The sequence below is a fragment of the candidate division WOR-3 bacterium genome, from assembly GCA_039801725.1.
In the GTDB taxonomy this organism is placed as follows: domain Bacteria; phylum Hydrothermota; class Tepidihabitantia; order Tepidihabitantales; family DTDR01; genus DTDR01.
The window spans coordinates 1-17,976 of record JBDRVE010000029.1 but is presented as its reverse complement, the minus strand read 5'-3'; the positions used below and the strand labels follow the sequence as shown (position 1 = coordinate 17,976).

Here is a 17,976-nt window from a genome sequence, read left to right as displayed (position 1 = left end):
ATTTCCGTTTGGATTAGAACACCTGTACCGCCTGATACCTATTACGAAAATATTGATTTTCGTGGTATGGGAATATTTGTTGTCAATCGTAGTTTTTAATCTGAAGACACACCAGGATATGATTCAAGTTGGGATCATATTATTATTGATGGAATGCAAATGGGTCCTGTATCCACTTATCAAGTCTCTAATTTAAATAAAATAACCTCACCGGTTTTAAATATCTTACCAAATATAATAAAGGATAAATTGAATATCAAATATTTCTTACCGAAAGAAGAAGAGGTTTCTTTAATCCTTTATGATAATAATGGTAGAAAAGTAAAATTGATTGATAAAGGAAAGAAAGACAAGAATGAGATAACCTTACTAACAAAAGATTTAAATAATGGTCTTTATTTCCTTATTTTAAAAGGTAAAGATTTCAACCTAAAAAGAAAGTTAATAATTTTTAAATAAAGGTTAATGGACTAAAAGAGAATACCAATTGTTCATTATCTTTATACCTTTATTAATTTTATTAATCAAATTGACTTCTTAATAAATTTTTTTATAATAATATAAAATGTCAGCAACAACCTTTTATGATTTAATAAGAAAAAATAAATTAAAAACCTATCTTTTTGTTTTTGTTATTACTATTCTTTTAGCAGTTATTGGTTATGTATTAATCCAAGTTTTTAATTGGGGTGCTTCCGGTTATATTTTCTTTGCCTTTTTTATTATCTTTTATAATCTTATTCTTTATTATAATGCTGATAAATTGGCATTAAGTTTAAGTGGTGCCAAACCAGCATCGGTTGATAAATACTATCAATTACATAATGTTGTGGAAGAGGTTGCCATTGCTGCTGGTGTTCCTAAACCAAAAGTTTATATTATTGAAGACCCTTCACCCAATGCCTTTGCTACTGGTAGAAATCCAAATAATTCCGCAATTGCCGTAACAACCGGACTTTTAAATATGATGAATAGAAATGAATTACAAGGAGTTATTGCCCACGAGATGGCACATATTAGAAATTACGATGTTTTATTAATGACCATTGTTGCGATTGTTGGCGGTTTGATTGTTCTTTTTAGAGATTTATTTTTCCGCTACCTTTTCTTTTTCGGCGGCGGCAGAAGAGATGATAGAAGAAGGGGAGAAGGTAATTTTATTTTCTTAATAATTGCCATAGTTTTGGCAATAATTGCACCGATATTAGTATTTCTAATAAGAGCAGCGATATCCAGAGAAAGAGAATATCTTGCTGATGCCACCGGTGCGGAAATCATTAGAGATCCCGAAGCATTAGCCAGTGCCTTAGAAAAAATTGCTAAAACAAATTTAAAATTAAAAACTGCTTCTGAAGCAACTGCCCATTTATTTATCACTAATCCCTTTTTAAAAGATAGATTAAATATTGAAGAACTTTTTGCCACCCATCCACCAATTCAAAAAAGAATTGCCCGGTTAAGACAATTAACGATTTAATTTTAATAATTAATTCAAATTAGATTTTTTACTTTTTAAAAAGGGAATTGTAATTATTAAGAATAAAAATATTCCGGCGATTATTGCGCCGATTTTTCCTAATAGGCAAAAAATTGAAACGATAATAGAGGCAATTAACACACCTAAAGAGATAGCAAGGAAAGATAAAAAAGGATTTAGACCTAAAATAAAAGAAGCTAAGGCACCAGTCCAAGCACCAGTTGTCGGCAATGGAATTCCAACAAAGATAATTAGACCCAAAATTTCATATCTCTCGATTATTTTACTCCTTTTTTGGGTTCTCAAAAAGAGCCAATTAAAGAATTTTCTGAATAAATTTATTTTACTAAGAAGATTGATAATAAATTTTAAAAGAAAAAGAATTGGTAAGATAGGTAAGAGATTGCCAGTAATTGAGAGAAAAACACTTTTTAGAAAAGGGAGATGAAAATAATTTAAGGCAATCGGTAAAGCACCCCTTAATTCAATAATTGGTAAGGTGGCAATGATTAGAACAATTAACTCCTTTTTAATATTTTTACTTTCTAAATAATTAATAACTTTTTCATTCCAAGAAGAAGCAAAAAGATGATTTAATAATAAAAAGAATAATAGAATTATAAGAATTTTTTTCATGGCAGTCCTTTTCTTTTTCTTAAATAAATATCTAAAATATAAAGGGAGATTAATATTAAATAGATATAAAAATTATTTTGGAAATAGATTTTTAAATTTATTCTCTTCTTTTCTTCTAAGAAAGTGAAAGTTGTTGGTACATTAGGATAAAGATAAAAATCGCCATTACTTTTTTGGGCAAGACTTTTTAAAAAGAGGGTATCTAAATAAGGAGTTTTCTTCTCTTCTAATTCCAGTAGAATTTTTAATTTTATATTCTCTTCTTTTATCTTCTCTTTCTCTTTGAAAACAGAAATTTTTAAAGGGATTTCACCAGTATCGGGAGGTAAAAAATTTGTTTGGTAAAGACCATCAGCAACTTCATTAAAAACTTGCCTTATTTCGTATTTAGGAATTTCTAAAACAATGTTTAAATCTCTTGCTGGTTTGCCAATTTCGTTTAGAGCAATAACTTTAATTTTTATCTCCTCGGGATAATTAAAGACCTCTTTCTCTAAAGAGATATTAATCCAATACTTTCCTTCTTTTAAAAAAGAGATAAGAGAGAGAAAGAAATTGCTTAATTTTGTTTGTAAAAGTTCATCAGAAACAAATAGCCAACGCCAAAAAGGAAAGCCGCTACAAAGGGCGATTATTTTATTTTGATAAAAATGATAAGAAAAGAGGGGAGAAGAATCTTTCTCGGTTATTAATAAAACTTCGGTATTTTCTTTTGGTTTTCCTTTTAAATAACCAGAAAAGGGTGGTAGATTATTAATCTCATTTAAAATATTTTCCAAAACAATATTTTCTTTTCCTTTTTCTGTTAAACGAAAATAAACTTCTTTTTCTGGTTGAATTTTCTCTGGCGAAATAGGTAAATATTCAGAAAAATTAGTAAAATTAACATTTTTATCTACTAAAAAAAGAATCCCTTTTGCCTTTTTTATTAAATTATTAACCATCTCTTTTTCTTTATCTTTTAAAACAGAAAAGTCAAAATTATCAAAGATAATAACTTCATAATCTTTCATTATTAAATTAAGATTTCTTTTTTCAAAGGTATAAACAAAATCGGCTTGGTAATCAGGGTTTGTTTCTAAATTTTTCCTGATAAATTTTAAATTAAAGGTTGGTTGATTAGAAAGGTAAAGAATTTTTGCCAATTTCTTTTTTACAGTAATTGTTAAAAAATATTGGTTATTAGAATGGTCAACTTCCTCTTTAATATCTGGAATCTTTAGAGTTAAAAACTTTTTACCCTCTTCGGAAAAGATAATTTTAAAGGAATCTTCTAAAATCACATTTTCGGTTAGAAAATTTAATTCTTTTTTTTGGATTATCTTTTCGTCACTTATTAAAAAAACTGGTAATAAACCTTTTAAATTACTACTTTTTATTCGGAAAATTACCTTTACAGTTTCATTAACAAAAGTAAAATTAGGATAATTAACATCGGAAATGGAAAAATCGTAAAGGGCAGGCGTGCCAAAACCAATTGTGTGAATGGGAAAGGGTAGTTTTTCTGTGAGTGAAAAAGAGCCAGAATTATGAAGCCCATCACTTAAAATTAAAACTATATCCGGTTTTTTTAAAGGAAAGATATCGAAGACCTTATTAAAGTCGGTTCTTTTTTCTTGGCAGGAAAGATTGGCAAGCGAAGAGACTTCTTTGATTGTTTCACCAAAAGTAAAAATTTTGAAATCTTTAACTTCTTTTTTTAGGATCTCCAAGAAATTAATCGCTTGCGGAAATTTTTTTTCTTCCTCCATACTTAAAGAGGAATCTAAAAAAACAAAAATTTTTGGCTTTTTAGAGATAAAAAAATTAAAAGTTATATTTAAAATAATAAAGAGCAACAAAATCGTCACAATTATTCGGAAGATAGAAAATTTATTTAAGATATTCATCAATCCTTTTCCTTTCTTTTATCGGCGATAAAAAAATAGTAATCGTTGTGTCTTTTTCAATTATTTTCTCTTCAATATTATAAAATTCGGGTAGAAAATCCCAATCTTGGTCTAATAAAGAAATAATTTGGTATTTTCCTTCTTTTATTTTTGTTTTAAAAATATCTTTTTTGGTTAGAGTAAAAGAAATAAAATCCTCTTTTTTAAAAATAACAAGTGAATTATTAACCAAACTTTCTTGTAAGAAGATTTTTCCAGTTAGATTGATAAATTTGATTGTCGTATCAAAAATTTGAAAAACTGCTTCGCCACTCACTAAATAATTACCGCCCAAATCTTTTAAAGTTGGCAAAATAAGAAAAGAGCAAAATTCCTTTGGTTTTTCTCTAAATAAAAATATTAAACTTTTTCTATCTTGACTCCAAACTGTTTCTATTGGTAAAGAAGGTGATAAGAGATAATAAAGGTTGGTATCAAAGATGGGTTCAGAAAAATTTATTTCTATTTTCTCTTGATTAATAGTAATATTTTTAATGAAAGGTTTTATGGTATCAGGATTGGGGTTTCCTTTAAATTTTATTTTCCAACGAGAAAGATTATTATTTAAATCTTCTATTTCACCAAAAATAGTATAATTTATTGGTTTTTGCGGTTCTGTTAAAATTGTTAAAAACTCCTTTTCAACAAGAATATTTTTTATTTTTAAAGTTTCTTTTTGGGAAAGAATAGAAAATTTTTCTAAATCAACTTTTGAAGAAAGATTTTCATTAAATTTAATTTTTATGGTATAATTATTAGGAACAGAATAATCTTCTATTTCTGGTGGAAAAATATCAGGATTAGGTGGTGGTAATTTTCGGGCACAGGTGATTATTAAGATAGCAGAGAGCAAAGGTAAAAAAATTCTTTTTATCATTTTTCTATTATTTTTATTATTGCTTTTGTTAAACTTTCGTACATTTTTAAATAATCGGAAAAATATTTTCTTAATATCTTTTTATGAAGATTGATTACATTCTTTTCTTTTCTGGCAGCGGGTCCGGTAATCACTTTTTTTATCTCTTTCTCAAAGATATTTTCAATGGTGGTTGCTACCAAAGGATAAAGGGCTTTCTTAGGAATTTTTAACTTTTTAGCGATTTTGAAAGCAAAATAAAAAATTGGGAAAAGAAAATTGGTGGTTGTGCACATCAAATGGTATAATGGTTTATCTTTTTTGTTTAAACAGAAATATTTACCAGAAATTTCTTTTACAATTTTTTTAGCAATAATTTTTCCTTTTTCGGTTCCTTCAATAGCAAAATAAGTTTTTGGTAGATATTTTATTGCCTTTTTAAAATTACCAAAAGTTAAAATTGGGTGAAGAGAAAAAAGATGGATGGGTTTCTTTTTCTTTTGCCAATTTAATAGGTCAGCAGGTAAGGAACCAGAAAAATGACCTAAATAGGTGTTAGGTTTCAAATATTTTTCTATTTCTAAATAAACTTTTTTAATTTCTTTATCAGGAGTGGCAACGAAGATTAAATCACAACTCTTAGCAACTTTTATATTATCAAAATCTTTCATTTTTCTATCGCTAATTGCTTTGATTTTAAAACCTTTTCTTTTTAAAAAAAAGACAAAAACTTTTGCTACACGACCATAACCAATAAAACCAATTTTTAAATTTTTAATGTTTTTCAATTAAAAATTATATATAAAAAAATCTAATAGTCAAACTTGTTGAAGATTTTTGAGATTTTATTATAATTTAAAAAAAACAAAATGGAGGAGAAGATGAAGAAGATAATGATTCTAACAACATTATTTTTAATATCTTTTTTATTGGCTGATGAAACAATTCCTAATCAAGTAGTAGTTAAATTTAAAAAAGAATTTCACCCTTTTATTAACATCCATTCTCAAGATGGTATCTTTTATACCGGAATAAAAAATTGTGATAAATTGAATAAATATTTCTTAGTGGATAAGATTGAAGGGATAAAAGGAAGGCGAGACGAACTTTTCCTAAAATATGGTTTTGATTTGCTTTATCTTTTTCATTACAGAAAAGAGGAAGCGGTTTCTAAAGTAATAAGAGAGTATGAAAAATTGGGAATTTTTGAGTATGTTTTGCCTAATTTAATTGTGCCGATGGATAAGATTGATACTTTTGTTCCTAATGACCCAAGGTATATCTATCAATGGCATTTAAAGAAGACCGATTGTCCAAGGGCTTGGGCTATTTCGCAAGGAGATACTAATGTGGTGATTGCTATTGTGGATGATGGGATTGATTATAATCATGAAGATTTAATTGATAATATGTGGATTAATCACCCAGAAGATTGGAACCATAATGGTCGATTTGATCCTTATCCTATTCCGGGTGGCGATTTAGATGGTGTTGATAATGATGGAAATGGATTTGTTGATGATGTTATTGGTTATAATTTTGTTTCGAGTACTCCTGACCCAAATCCTGTTCCTTATAATGATGAACATGGAACCCTTTGTGCTGGAGCGGCATCAGCGATTACTAATAATGAAATTGGTGTTGCTTCTTTTGGGTTTAAATGTCGGTTAATGGCTTTAAGATGTGGTACTGGTGGCGGTATTAATATTTACCACGCAATTTCGGCAATTCAATATGCTGCCCAGAATGGTGCTTGGGCAATAAGTATGAGTTGGGGAGGTCCTAATTATTATCCGCCATTGAATGATGCCATTCAATACGCTTGGGATATGGGTTGTGTTTTAAGTGCTTCCGCTGGAAATACTTATTCTGGCGGTGCTCCGAGATATCCGGCTTGCTATCCGCGAGTTATTGCGACCGCGGCTTCTGATCCAAACGATTATCATTCAGTTTGGGGCGGTGGACAAGAGTCAAATTATGCCTGGTGGGTTGATGTTTCTGCTCCGGGAACAAATGTTCACACAACAAACCTTAATAATAGTTATGTAGGGTTTGACGGCACTTCTGCTGCTTCTCCTTGTGTTGCTGGTTTAGCAGCACTTCTAAAAGCTGCCTTTCCCCAAATTACTAATGCTGAATGTACAACAATGATTTTCTATTCTTGTGATACAATGATTGATACTCTTTATCGTTATCGGCTATTAGGTTTTGGTCGGATTAATGCTGGCAAGGCACTTTCTATGAGGAATCGTTCTGACTTGGTTTTAAGAAGATTTAGAATTAATGATGCTGCTGGAAATAATAACGGGGTTCCCGAAAGAGGCGAGCCGGTTGGTTTAATTATTCAAGTTAGAAATTCTCCATTCTGGCAGAATGCTTCTAATGTTCGCTGTTCTTTATCAACAAGAAATCCTTATATTGAGATTACTAAACCGATTGCCACAATTTCCCAAATTCTTGCTGGCGATAGTGTTTGGTTAAGTAGTGACTCTTTTGTTTTTAGAATGAGAGAAAATGCTCCTTCGCAAGTTGTAGAATTTGAAGTAAAGATAACTGCCAACCCAATGCCTTATATTGAAACACCTTGGAAAATAAAAATTACCTGTGGTTTCCCAAGAATAATTGTTGTTGACGATGATGACAGAAAGGATTATCAAAGATTTTATTTAGGAGCGATTGATTCGATCGGTGCCTTACGTCGTTATTGGTCAATAGATACCTTAGGTTTACCGCCTCAGGATACTTTAAATCGTTATCCGGTGGTAATTTGGTTTACCGGTTTAGATAGTATTAATTCATTAACCGAAAGTGAAAGAAATCTTTTGGCAAATTATTTAGATAACGGTGGTAATCTCTTTATTTCTGGTCAGAATATTGGTCAAAATATTGGTTCCACACCATTTTATGAAAATTATTTAAAAGCCCGTTATGTTGCTCCTAATGCCAACACTTATTGGATAGTTGGAATTTCTAATGATCCAATTGGTGGCGGTGATACGGTTGTTGCGGCCGGTGGCGGTGGTGCGAATAATGCTCGTTCTAATGATGTAATTGAACCAATCAACGGCAGTGTCGCTACCCATTTTTATAAAGACCAGCCAAATTCTTATGCCGGAATAAGATACGAAGGAAATTACCGGTTAGTATATTTTGCTTTTCCTTTTGAAGCAGTAGACTATGTGGCTACCAGATATATCCAAAGACCAGCCTTGTTAAGAAGAATTCTACTTTTCTTTGGTGAAACTTTACCTTACGGAATTGAAGAAAAAGAAGAGGTAATTACTTTTAGTTTAAAAAAGGATTTTGAAATCTATCCTAATCCGATAAAGAATCGTTTTACTCTTGCGGTAAAGACTTCTTTTAACGGTGAAATATATTTGGCAACAATTGATGGTAAAATAATTAAAAGAATTTATCAGGGCGAAATAAAAAATAAGAAAAATTTTGATATTGGTAATCTCTCACCAGGGATTTATTATCTAATTTTAAAAGAACAAGGCAAAGTTCAAAATTTGAGGTTATTGGCCATAAAATAATCTTTCTGCCAGTATCGGCGGAAGATTGGCCTTAATTATTTTATCAGCGGCTGTTTTGATATCGTAATCAATCCTTCTTATTTCGAAGATATTTGTTTTGGTATCGTAAATAGCAAAACTGGCTTGGGGATTTTGATCACGAGGTTGCCCAACACTTCCAACATTGATAATATATTGCCAATCGGAATTTAATTCAAATTTATTCTCTTTGATTATTTCAATTTTTCCATCGTTTCTTTTGGCTACCACAAAAGGAATATGGGTGTGACCAACTAAGCAGACGGGATAACTAAAAAAATTGAATTGGGGAATAATATCTTCAATGGTGAAAAGATAATACCAATCACCAGGGTCATCAGGCGAAGAATGGACAATATGAAAAGGATAAGATTTGTTTACTAATAAAAAGGCATCAAGATACCATAAAGATTCTTTAGTCAATATTTTTTGTGTCCACAAAATAGCCGCTTGGGCATAGGGATTGAAATTTTTAATAGAAGTTTTATTTAAAACCGCATAATCGTGGTTACCAGCAACGCCCACTACTCTTTCTTGTCTTAATAATTCAATACATTCATTGGGGTTAGCACCATAGCCAACAATATCGCCTAAAAAGATTATTTCATTACAGTCTTCTTTTTTTATTTCTTGTAAAACAACTTGTAAGGCTTCTAAATTACCGTGAATATCGGAAATAATACCAAATTTCATTTTTTAATATCTAAATTTTTATAAATGGCGTCAAGAACTCCGTTGATAAATCTCCGCGCATCATCATCAGAAAATTCTTTGGCTAACTCAATCGCTTCATCAATACTTACTTTTGGCGGAATATCTTCAAAATAAAGAAGTTCGCAGGTAGCAATCCTTAATATTGCTCGGTCAATATAAGAAAGACGTTGAAAATCCCAGTTGATTAAATATTTTTTTATTGTCCTATCAATCTTTTTTTTGTGTTCTTTTATTTGGGATATAAGTTTATCTAAGTATTCTAAATTTTTTTCATTCAGTTTGATTTTCTCTAAAACCTGTTTTACTACTTCATCAAGAGGAAAACCCATAAGGTCGTGGATATAAAGAATAGTTAAGGCTGCCTTTCTTGCCTTTCTTCTTAATGGTTCTTTCAAATCTTTTCTTTTAGATTTGCCATTTCAATTGCTGCTAGTGCCGCTATGAAACCTTTGTTGCCCTGTTTAGTGCCTGCCCGTTCAATCGCCTGTTCTAAACTATCAGCAGTAATAATTCCGAAAATGGTGGGAATACCAGTATCTAAGTAAATTTTGGCAATTCCTTTGGCTACTTCGTTAGCAATATATTCGGCATGGGGTGTATCACCACGGATTATTGCTCCTAAACAGATAATTGCATCGTAGGTTTTCTTTTCGGCTAATCTTTTGGCAACACCAGGAATCTCAAAAGTACCAAAGGTCCAATAGATATCGCAAGATTGGGCATTGTGTCTTTCTAAACAATCTAAAGCACCTTTTAAAAGATTTTGGGTGATAAGTTCATTAAAACGGGAAATAACAATAGCAAATTTTTTGTTTTTGGCATCTAAATAACCTTTAAATTCTTTAATTTCCATCTTGCACCTCACTTTTTAGGTCTCCTAATAAATGACCAAGTTTATCCCTTTTTGTTTCTAAATATTTTATATTCCTTTTATTTGGTTTAATAATTAAAGGTACCCTTTCAACCACTTTTAAGCCAAAACCTTCTAAGCCAATAATCTTTCTTGGATTATTGGTAAGTAATCTAATTGTGGTAACTCCTAAATCAGCAAGAATTTGGGCACCAATTCCGTAATCTCTTAAATCGGGTTCTTTGCCTAATGCCTTTGCTGATTCAACCGTATCTAAACCTAAATCCTGTAATTCATAAGATTTCAGTTTTAAAAAGAGTCCTAAACCCCTTCCTTCTTGACGCATATATAGGAGTACTCCTTGTTTTTCTTTGCTTATCATCTTTAAGGCGGTGTGGAGTTGTTCACCGCAATCACATCTTAAAGAATGAAAGACATCACCCGTTAGACATTGAGAATGGACTCTTACTAAAACATTTTCTTTTCCTGCCACATCGCCTTTAACCAATGCGATGTGTAATTGGTGTTCTAATAAATCTTCATAGAGATAAAGAGTAAAATCACCATAAGGAGTTGGTAAGGTGGTTGTTACTTTTCTTTCAACCAGTTTTTCATTTTTCTTCCGGTAGGCAATCAAATCTTTGATAGTGATTATTTTAATATTAAATCTTTTTGCCAACTTGAATAGGTCTTTTAATTTTGCCATTTTGCCATTTTCTGCCATTATTTCGCAGAGAACACCAGCCGGATAGAGACCAGCCAAACGAGCCAAATCAACACTTGCTTCGGTATGTCCTGCTCTTCTCAAAACTCCACCCTTTACTGCTTTTAAGGGAAAGACATGTCCAGGACGGGCAAAATCTTCGGGTTTTGATTTCGGATCAATTAATGCTTTGATTGTTTTTGCTCGGTCATAAGCCGAAGAACCAGTAGTTGTGCCAATTTTTACATCTACCGGAACCGCCATTGGTGTACCATATTTAGCCGGATTTTTGCTATCAATTATTAATGGTAAATCTAACTCTTTTATTCTCTCTTCTTCTAAGGCAACACAGATTAATCCCCGACCATATTTTGCCATAAAGTTTATTTTTGCGGGAGTTATCTTTTCGGCAGCGCAGATAAAATCGCCTTCGTTTTCTCTTGCTTCGTCATCAACAACAATTACCATTTTTCCTTTTTTGATATCTTTTATCGCTTCTTCAATTTGGGCAAATCTTTCTTTCATTTTCTTTTTAAAATCTTTGAAAAATCTTTAATATTAAAATCATATTTGGCCGCTATTGGCATCCTTCTGCCGATACCAAAGGCTTTGCTGGTAACTTTGAATCCAGGAGCAGCCTGCCTTCTTTTAAATTCATTTCTATCAATTTTTTTAATTACCCATTTCACATCTTTTGGGCGAAATCCCTTTTTGATAATCTCTCTGATTGAGAGTTTTTCTTCAATATAGTATTCCATTATTGGGTCTAAAATTTTGTAGGGGATAAGATCTTTTTCTGTTAGTTGATTTGGTCTCAATTCTGGTGAAGGTGGTTTTTTTAAAATCTCTTCGGGAATTATTTCTTTTTTTCGGTTGATATATTCAGCCAATTTATAGACTTTATTTTTTGGCACATCAGAAATTAAACTAATTCCTCCACTCATATCTCCATAAAGAGTACAATAACCAACCGCTAATTCACTTTTATCTCCAGTTGAAATAACAATGCTATCTTTTATTTTATTAGAAAGAGCCATTAATATATTTCCTCTGATTCTTGCTTGGATATTCTCTTCAACCACTGTTACCTTTTTCTTTTTACCCAAATATTTTTTAAGAGAATTTAAATAAGATTGGTATATATCATTAATTGGAATTTTTATCAATTTTATTCCTAAATTTTTGGCTAATTTTTTGGCATCGCTAACACTACTTTTGGAAGAAAAAGGAGAAGGCATACTCACACCTAAAACATTTTCTTTACCTAAGGCTTTGACGGCTAAACTGCAAGTGACACTCGAATCAATTCCGCCGGAAAGTCCGATTATTGCCTTTTTAAAGCCACATTTTCTCATATAATCTCTCAATCCCAAAATCAAAGCATCATGGATGTCAGCAATTTCTTCTTGGGAAGTAAAAGAAATGGTTCGATTGAATTTTGAAGTATCAACCGTTTTAATACTTTCTTTAAAGGCTGGTAAAATATCTACCAATTCTCCCTTTTCGTTTAAAACCATACTCCTTCCATCAAAAATGAGTTCATCATTTCCGCCAACTTGATTTACATAGACGATAGGAGTTTTATATTTTTTTGCCTGATATCTTAAAACTTGGTATCTAATTTTTTCTTTCCCAACATAAAAAGGAGAAGCAGAAAGATTGATAAAAATTGTGGCTCTTTTTTTAGCCAGTTCTTTTATTGGAAAAACTTCGTATTCCCTTTTTGCCCATGGTGTTCCTGCCCAAACATCGGCACAGATTGAAATTCCCAATCTCTCTCCTTTAAAAGGAAAAACTTTAACATCAGGAGATGGCTCAAAATATCTTGGTTCATCAAAAACATCAGTTTTTGGTAAGCATGATTTATGTTGAATAAAAATAATCTTACCTTGGAAAATAAAGATTGCTGAATTATAAAGCCGAGCACCTAATTTTTTTGGATTTTCTGTAATGTTGCCTAAGATAATACCAATCTTTGGATATTCTTGTGAAAGCTGCGCTACTTTTAAAGTAGTTGCTTTTGCTGCTTCAATAAATTCTTCTTTTTCTAAAAGGTCTCGGGCAGGATAGCCCGTAACAAAAAGTTCGGGAAAGATAATTAAATCGCTATTTGCCTTTTTTGCTGCTAAAAGGGATTTTTTTATTTTTGCTAAATTGCCTTTAAAATCTCCGATGGTTGGATTCAATTGGGCTAAAGTAATTTTCATTTCCTTTTTAGATAATTTAGATAATAAAATCTTTGGAAGAGTTTGCTTTTCTTTATTTTCTTCCACCATCGCTCGTTTTCTAAATACCATTTCATTGTCTTTTCTAACCCTTCTTCAAAGGTAGTCTTTGGTTGCCAGTTAAACTCTTTTTGTAATTTCGTGTAATCACAGATTAATCTCTTCACATGCCCTTTTCTATCTGATATATATTTTAACAAACTTTTTGGTTTTTTGAAATATTCTAAAATCCGAAGGGAAATTTCATTCACGCTGTATTCGAAACCACTGCCGATATTGAAAACTTCACCAAGATATTTCTCGATCGGCGCTTCTAAAAATTTTATAATCACTTCGCACAAGTCTTTTACATAAAGGTAGTCTCGGGTATTTTCACCATCACCATAAATAAATAGTGGTTTATTTTCTAATGCTTGGGTAATGAAAAAGGGGATAAGTTTTTCGGGATATTGTTTTTCGCCATAGATATTAAAAGGTCGTAAGATAATTATTGGTAGGTGATAAGTGAGATAGTAGGCATAACATAGTCTATCAGCACCCACTTTGGTTGCCGCATAAGGACTTTGGGGATTTAATGGATGGTTTTCATCAATGGGTACTTTTAAAGCCGTACCATAAACTTCGCTGGTCGAAATGTGAATAAATCTTTCGCAGGGATATTTTTTTAAGGTTTCTAATAAATTATAGGTGCCAAAAAAATCGGTCTTGACGAAGATATCGGGATCTAAAAGGGAGCGGTCAATATGGGTTTCGGCTGCCAAATGGATTATTTTGTCGACTTTTTTAAATAGTTGTTTTACCAATTTTTTGTTGTTGATATCGCCACGAATAAAGCAAAAATTCTTATTTTTTAGTAATTCTTTGATATTCTCTAAATTTCCCGCATAAGTGAGTTTATCTAATACATAAACATAGTAGTCTCTTTTTACCAGTTCTTCTGCTAAATGGCTACCAATAAATCCAGCACCACCAGTAAGTAAAATCTTTACCATTCGTAGGGTATCTCCTTTGATTTATAATCTATCCGATACTCATCAGGATTTTCGTAGTTATAAACTTCGGTTGGTATGTTTAAGAGATAGGCAGGTTCATTTCCCAGTGGTTTAAATCCGTGTAAGACGAGGGGCGGAATTTTGATAAGTAACGGATTTAGTTCGCCAATAAAGAATTCGTTTATCTCTTTGTAGGTTTTGGAATTTTCCCGATTGTCATATAAAACAACTTTTGCCATTCCTTTGATAATTGTAAAAAAATCGGTCTGGATTTTATGATAATGCCAGGCTTTCACAATACCAGGATAGGCAACGGAGATATAAACCTGACCAAATTTCATAAATAGATTATCATCTGAACGTAGGATTTCTAATACAAAGCCCCGTTCATCGGGAATTAGTCTCAATTTTTTTATTTCTACGCCTTCAATCATAGTTTTAGTCTTTCTTTTGCTTTTTTTAACTCTTCTTTGTCGGGAAATAGAACTACTTTGGCACTTCTTCTTGGTCTTTCTAACATCGCATTAAACCCTTTTTCAAATTCTTCTAAAGTGAATAAGTGGGTAATTACTGGGCTGATATCCAATTTTTTACTACTTAAAAGGTTTCTTACCCGATACCAGGTATCAAAGATTTTTCTGCCGTTTATGCCGTGAATCTGGCAGCCTTTGAAGACAATGCCATTGTTGTAATCAAAACCAAAAGGTAGGGGAGAAACCGAAGCGATTCCAAAGGCAGTCACTCTTCCGCCTCTCCTTACCATTTGAAAGCAATCTAAAATGGAATCTTCGCTACCAGTCATCTCTAAAGCAATATCAACACCATTGCCATCAGTAAGTTCTTTTACAATCTTTAATCTCTCTTCTCGGGTAGTCTTGTTTGTCCATACTTGATAATCGGCGCCCATCTTTTTGCCAATCTCCATATTGAAGTCGTATTTACCAAAATGGATAATTTTGGCAACACCAGCAACCTTGGCAACACCAATCGCAAAGAGAGATATCGGTCCATCACCAGTAATTAGCATTGTCTTTCCACAAACATCACCATCTTCGCCTAATACCGCATAGGTAGCATTACCTAATGGCTCTTGGACAGTGGCAAATTCCGGTGGAATCTCTTTGTCATTTTTCCAGCAGACAATTTCGGGAATGGCAAAATATTCAGCAAAAGCACCATCACAATCAACACCTAAAATTTTCATATGTTCGCCAACATGGAAGATCCCTAATAGGGAAGTTAAATCACCAGGATCATAGATATGGGTTTCAGCAGAGACATAATCACCAACTTTTATTCTTTTGACATTTTTGCCAACTTCAACCACTTCACCAGCAACTTCGTGACCTAATGTTTGGGGTAACCTTTTTTCGCCAATCCTTTTTTGTGACCATTCATCCCATTTGTAAATATGGACATCAGTACCACAAATGGAGGTTGCCTTTACTTTTACCAATACCCAATCATCCGGAATTTTGGGGATATCAATTTCACAAAGTTCGGCACCAAATTGGGGTTTTACTTTTCTTACGGCTTTCATTTTCATTTTTCCCTCCCAATTAAATTTAGATATTCATTCATTATTTTCACACCAGCACTGGTACCAATTCTTGAGGCACCAGCAATAATTAAATTTTTTGCCTGTAAATAGGTTCTTATACCACCTGATGCCTTGATCTTTATCTTATCTTTTGCCAGTTCTTTGAAAAGTCTAATATCTTCCAGTTCCGCTCCTTTGGGACCAAAACCGGTGGAAGTCTTTATATATTCACAACCAGCTTTAATGGCAATCTCTAAAATCTTTATCTTTTCTTCTCTCGTAAGATAGCAGGTCTCAACAATCACTTTGACACCATAGGGCTTGGCAGCTTCTACCACTCGGCTGATATCTTCTAACAGTTTGTCATATTCTTTTGATTTTAAATAGGAGATATTGATAACCATATCAATCTCTTCGGCTCCTTCTTCAATCGCCTTTTTTGTTTCTAATACTTTTATTTCGGTATCTTGATAACCAAAAGGAAAGGAGATCGGTGCGCCCAATTTCACTTGGCTATCTTTTAGTATCTCTTTGGCAAGTTTAAGATAGCAGGGTGGCAAAAAACAGGTAGCAAAATTGTATTTTATCGCTTCTTGGCAAACTTGAATTATCTCTTGTTTGGTGGCTTCCGGTCTTAAAATTGTGTGGTCAATATATTTGTTGAAATTTTTAATCTCTTCCATATTCATACTCCTTTATCAATTGGAAAATCTCTTTGAGATATAAAAGTTCTTCTTTTTTTAACTTCTCTTCAATCTCTCTTTTTAAATCATTTAGGATCTTTTGAAATTCTTCTTTCTTAACGGGTTTTTCTTCCTTTTGAAAATAAATGGTTTCGCTATTAGTATCCCGTAGTTCATATCCCAAATAATTTAAAGCATTTCTTATCTTGTCGCTGATATTATAATCTTTGTTTTCTCGGGCAATGGTTCTTGCTTTGACTAATTTTTCAATATTGTCTTTCTCTTTAAGATAAAGGGTCTCTTTCTCTTCTAATTTAAAACCTAAAAGTTTTAAAGAAGAGTAGATTGGAGAATATAAAGAATGGTCTTTGGTCTTAAAAAACTCTTCAATCATTTTGAAGATTTCACCAATCACCATTGGAGTATTTAAGTCATCAAGTAAGATATTTACAATCTTTTCGGGAACAATAAATTTTGATTCATATTTTTCTCTTTGGGCAAAGATAAAGAACTCTTTTATTCTCTGCCATTGACTTTTGGCTTCTTCTAATCTTTCAATACTAAATTCGTAAGGTGAACGGTAATGGGCTTTGAGTAAGAATAGTCGAATAACATCCGGAGGATAACTCTTTAAGGCTTCTTTTGCTAAGAAGTAGTTTTTTGTTGATTTTGCCATTTTCTCACCCTTTAATAGTAAAAGTCCATTATGGAGAAAGTATTTCACAAAGGGCTTACCGGTTGCGGCTTCTGATTGGGCAATCTCGTTTTCGTGATGGGGAAATATTAAGTCTTCACCACCAATATGAATATCAAAGGTCTCACCAAGATAATGCATTGCCATTGCCGAACATTCAATATGCCAACCTGGTCGACCACGACCAAAGGGCGCATACCAATAAGGTTCACCTTCTTTATAACTCTTCCATAAGGCAAAATCTAATGGGTTTTTCTTCTCTTCGTCAATTTCTATCCGAACACCCGATATCAGTTCGTCAATCTTTTTCTTGGATAGTTTGCCATAACCTGGAAACTTTTCAACTTCAAAGTAAACGCCCGATCTTGTTTTGTAGGCATAACCTTTTCTGAGTAATTTTTGGATAAGTTCAATCATTTCTAAGATAAATTGGCTTGCCTTCGGATAACTATTAGCCCTTTTTAGGTTCATTAAATCACTAACAGAGAAATATTCGTCAATATACCGCTGACCAATATCCCGCCAATCAACTTTCTCTTCCTTTGCCTTTTGGATAATCTTATCATCAATATCGGTAAAATTCTGAATATAAATAACTTGATAACCTAAAAACTCCAAAAACCTTCTCAAAACATCAGCAAAAACAAAAGTCCTTAAATGTCCTAAATGGGGCGAATCCTGGACAGTCATTCCGCAGGTATAAATTCTTACCTGATTTTCTATTAAGGGTTTAAACCTTTCCTTTTCTCGGGTTAAAGTATTAAAAAGATACATAATATTTAATTTTAAAAGAAAATAAATTAATGTCAAAAAATTTCATATTTGGTAATGTTTGGCTATCTCTTCGGTTGGATTCCAGCCGGCTTCTTTAAGTTTTTGGTAGAATTCCCGACGTTTTTGCCATAACTCTTCGGTCTCATTCTTTATCCGCAAGGCAAATTTTTTCTCTTTTTCAACGAATGGGTTCTCTTTGGTCATTCTTTTGTGCGCGGTCTTGTGCGTGCTACCTAATATCTTATTAAATAAATAATAAATATTAATAATAAAATTAAATAGAAAATTATAATAATCTATTCTTCTTTCATTAAAATTTTTATTTTTTAAATAAAGATATAACTCTCTTA

18 protein-coding genes are annotated in these 17,976 nt (G+C 32.2%); 3 read left to right on the top strand and 15 right to left on the bottom strand.

What is annotated here, in order from left to right; genetic code table 11:
* The first annotated feature begins 159 nt into the window (after positions 1–159).
* Together ABIK75_06430 and htpX are read left to right on the top strand one after the other, a co-directional pair.
* Positions 160–459 (top strand): T9SS type A sorting domain-containing protein, encoded by a 300-nt coding sequence (locus ABIK75_06430; GenBank protein ID MEO0090718.1) that lies wholly within the window; start codon positions 160–162, stop codon positions 457–459.
* A gap of 106 nt (positions 460–565) precedes the next feature.
* Complete coding sequence (gene htpX, locus ABIK75_06425) at positions 566–1,477, top strand: zinc metalloprotease HtpX (GenBank protein MEO0090717.1); 912 nt, start codon at positions 566–568, stop codon at positions 1,475–1,477.
* 9 nt (positions 1,478–1,486) lie between these two features.
* Here htpX and ABIK75_06420 read toward each other — a convergent pair whose 3' ends face one another.
* From ABIK75_06420 to ABIK75_06405, 4 genes are read right to left on the bottom strand one after another with little or no spacing between them, the layout of a single operon-like run.
* Positions 1,487–2,113, bottom strand: a complete 627-nt coding sequence (locus tag ABIK75_06420; GenBank protein ID MEO0090716.1) for a small multi-drug export protein — start codon at positions 2,111–2,113, stop codon at positions 1,487–1,489.
* On the bottom strand, positions 2,110–4,002 hold the full coding sequence (locus ABIK75_06415; protein MEO0090715.1) for a hypothetical protein: 1,893 nt from the start codon (positions 4,000–4,002) through the stop codon (positions 2,110–2,112). The genes ABIK75_06420 and ABIK75_06415 overlap by 4 nt, the downstream gene beginning before the upstream one ends.
* On the bottom strand, positions 3,986–4,918 hold the full coding sequence (locus tag ABIK75_06410) for a hypothetical protein (protein ID MEO0090714.1): 933 nt from the start codon (positions 4,916–4,918) through the stop codon (positions 3,986–3,988). The genes ABIK75_06415 and ABIK75_06410 overlap by 17 nt, the downstream gene beginning before the upstream one ends.
* Complete coding sequence (locus ABIK75_06405; protein ID MEO0090713.1) at positions 4,915–5,685, bottom strand: DUF2520 domain-containing protein; 771 nt, start codon at positions 5,683–5,685, stop codon at positions 4,915–4,917. The genes ABIK75_06410 and ABIK75_06405 overlap by 4 nt, the downstream gene beginning before the upstream one ends.
* Before the next feature lie 93 nt (positions 5,686–5,778).
* Between ABIK75_06405 and ABIK75_06400 the strand changes: the two genes are divergently transcribed.
* Positions 5,779–8,433, top strand: coding sequence for a S8 family serine peptidase (locus ABIK75_06400; protein MEO0090712.1), 2,655 nt, complete (start codon positions 5,779–5,781; stop codon positions 8,431–8,433).
* On the opposite strand, the gene ABIK75_06395 is transcribed toward ABIK75_06400, so the two are convergent.
* The 11 genes from ABIK75_06395 to ABIK75_06345 form a co-directional block, all read right to left on the bottom strand.
* Positions 8,416–9,144 carry a metallophosphoesterase family protein gene (locus ABIK75_06395; GenBank protein MEO0090711.1) on the bottom strand — a complete coding sequence of 243 codons (729 nt, stop codon included), beginning with the start codon at positions 9,142–9,144 and terminating at the stop codon, positions 8,416–8,418. The two genes, ABIK75_06400 and ABIK75_06395, sit on opposite strands and share 18 nt — an antisense overlap.
* On the bottom strand, positions 9,141–9,560 hold the full coding sequence (gene nusB / locus ABIK75_06390; GenBank protein MEO0090710.1) for a transcription antitermination factor NusB: 420 nt from the start codon (positions 9,558–9,560) through the stop codon (positions 9,141–9,143). Before nusB ends, ABIK75_06395 begins: the two co-directional genes overlap by 4 nt.
* Positions 9,557–10,018, bottom strand: a complete 462-nt coding sequence (ribH, locus tag ABIK75_06385) for a 6,7-dimethyl-8-ribityllumazine synthase (GenBank protein ID MEO0090709.1) — start codon at positions 10,016–10,018, stop codon at positions 9,557–9,559. Before ribH ends, nusB begins: the two co-directional genes overlap by 4 nt.
* On the bottom strand, positions 10,008–11,243 hold the full coding sequence (locus ABIK75_06380; protein MEO0090708.1) for a bifunctional 3,4-dihydroxy-2-butanone-4-phosphate synthase/GTP cyclohydrolase II: 1,236 nt from the start codon (positions 11,241–11,243) through the stop codon (positions 10,008–10,010). Before ABIK75_06380 ends, ribH begins: the two co-directional genes overlap by 11 nt.
* On the bottom strand, positions 11,240–12,925 hold the full coding sequence (locus ABIK75_06375; protein MEO0090707.1) for an NAD+ synthase: 1,686 nt from the start codon (positions 12,923–12,925) through the stop codon (positions 11,240–11,242). Before ABIK75_06375 ends, ABIK75_06380 begins: the two co-directional genes overlap by 4 nt.
* Entirely contained in the window at positions 12,922–13,935 is a 1,014-nt protein-coding gene (locus tag ABIK75_06370; GenBank protein MEO0090706.1) for a dTDP-glucose 4,6-dehydratase, read from the bottom strand. Before ABIK75_06370 ends, ABIK75_06375 begins: the two co-directional genes overlap by 4 nt.
* Positions 13,929–14,369, bottom strand: coding sequence for a dTDP-4-dehydrorhamnose 3,5-epimerase family protein (locus ABIK75_06365; GenBank protein ID MEO0090705.1), 441 nt, complete (start codon positions 14,367–14,369; stop codon positions 13,929–13,931). Before ABIK75_06365 ends, ABIK75_06370 begins: the two co-directional genes overlap by 7 nt.
* A complete protein-coding gene (locus ABIK75_06360) occupies positions 14,366–15,481 on the bottom strand; it encodes an alcohol dehydrogenase catalytic domain-containing protein (GenBank protein ID MEO0090704.1) in 1,116 nt (371 codons plus the stop codon). Before ABIK75_06360 ends, ABIK75_06365 begins: the two co-directional genes overlap by 4 nt.
* Positions 15,478–16,158, bottom strand: coding sequence for a deoxyribose-phosphate aldolase (gene deoC / locus ABIK75_06355; GenBank protein MEO0090703.1), 681 nt, complete (start codon positions 16,156–16,158; stop codon positions 15,478–15,480). The genes ABIK75_06360 and deoC overlap by 4 nt, the downstream gene beginning before the upstream one ends.
* A complete protein-coding gene (cysS, locus tag ABIK75_06350) occupies positions 16,145–17,662 on the bottom strand; it encodes a cysteine--tRNA ligase (protein ID MEO0090702.1) in 1,518 nt (505 codons plus the stop codon). Before cysS ends, deoC begins: the two co-directional genes overlap by 14 nt.
* A 6-nt stretch (positions 17,663–17,668) precedes the next feature.
* Positions 17,669–17,976: hypothetical protein (locus ABIK75_06345; protein MEO0090701.1), on the bottom strand; the 308-nt coding region annotated here is incomplete at its 5' end.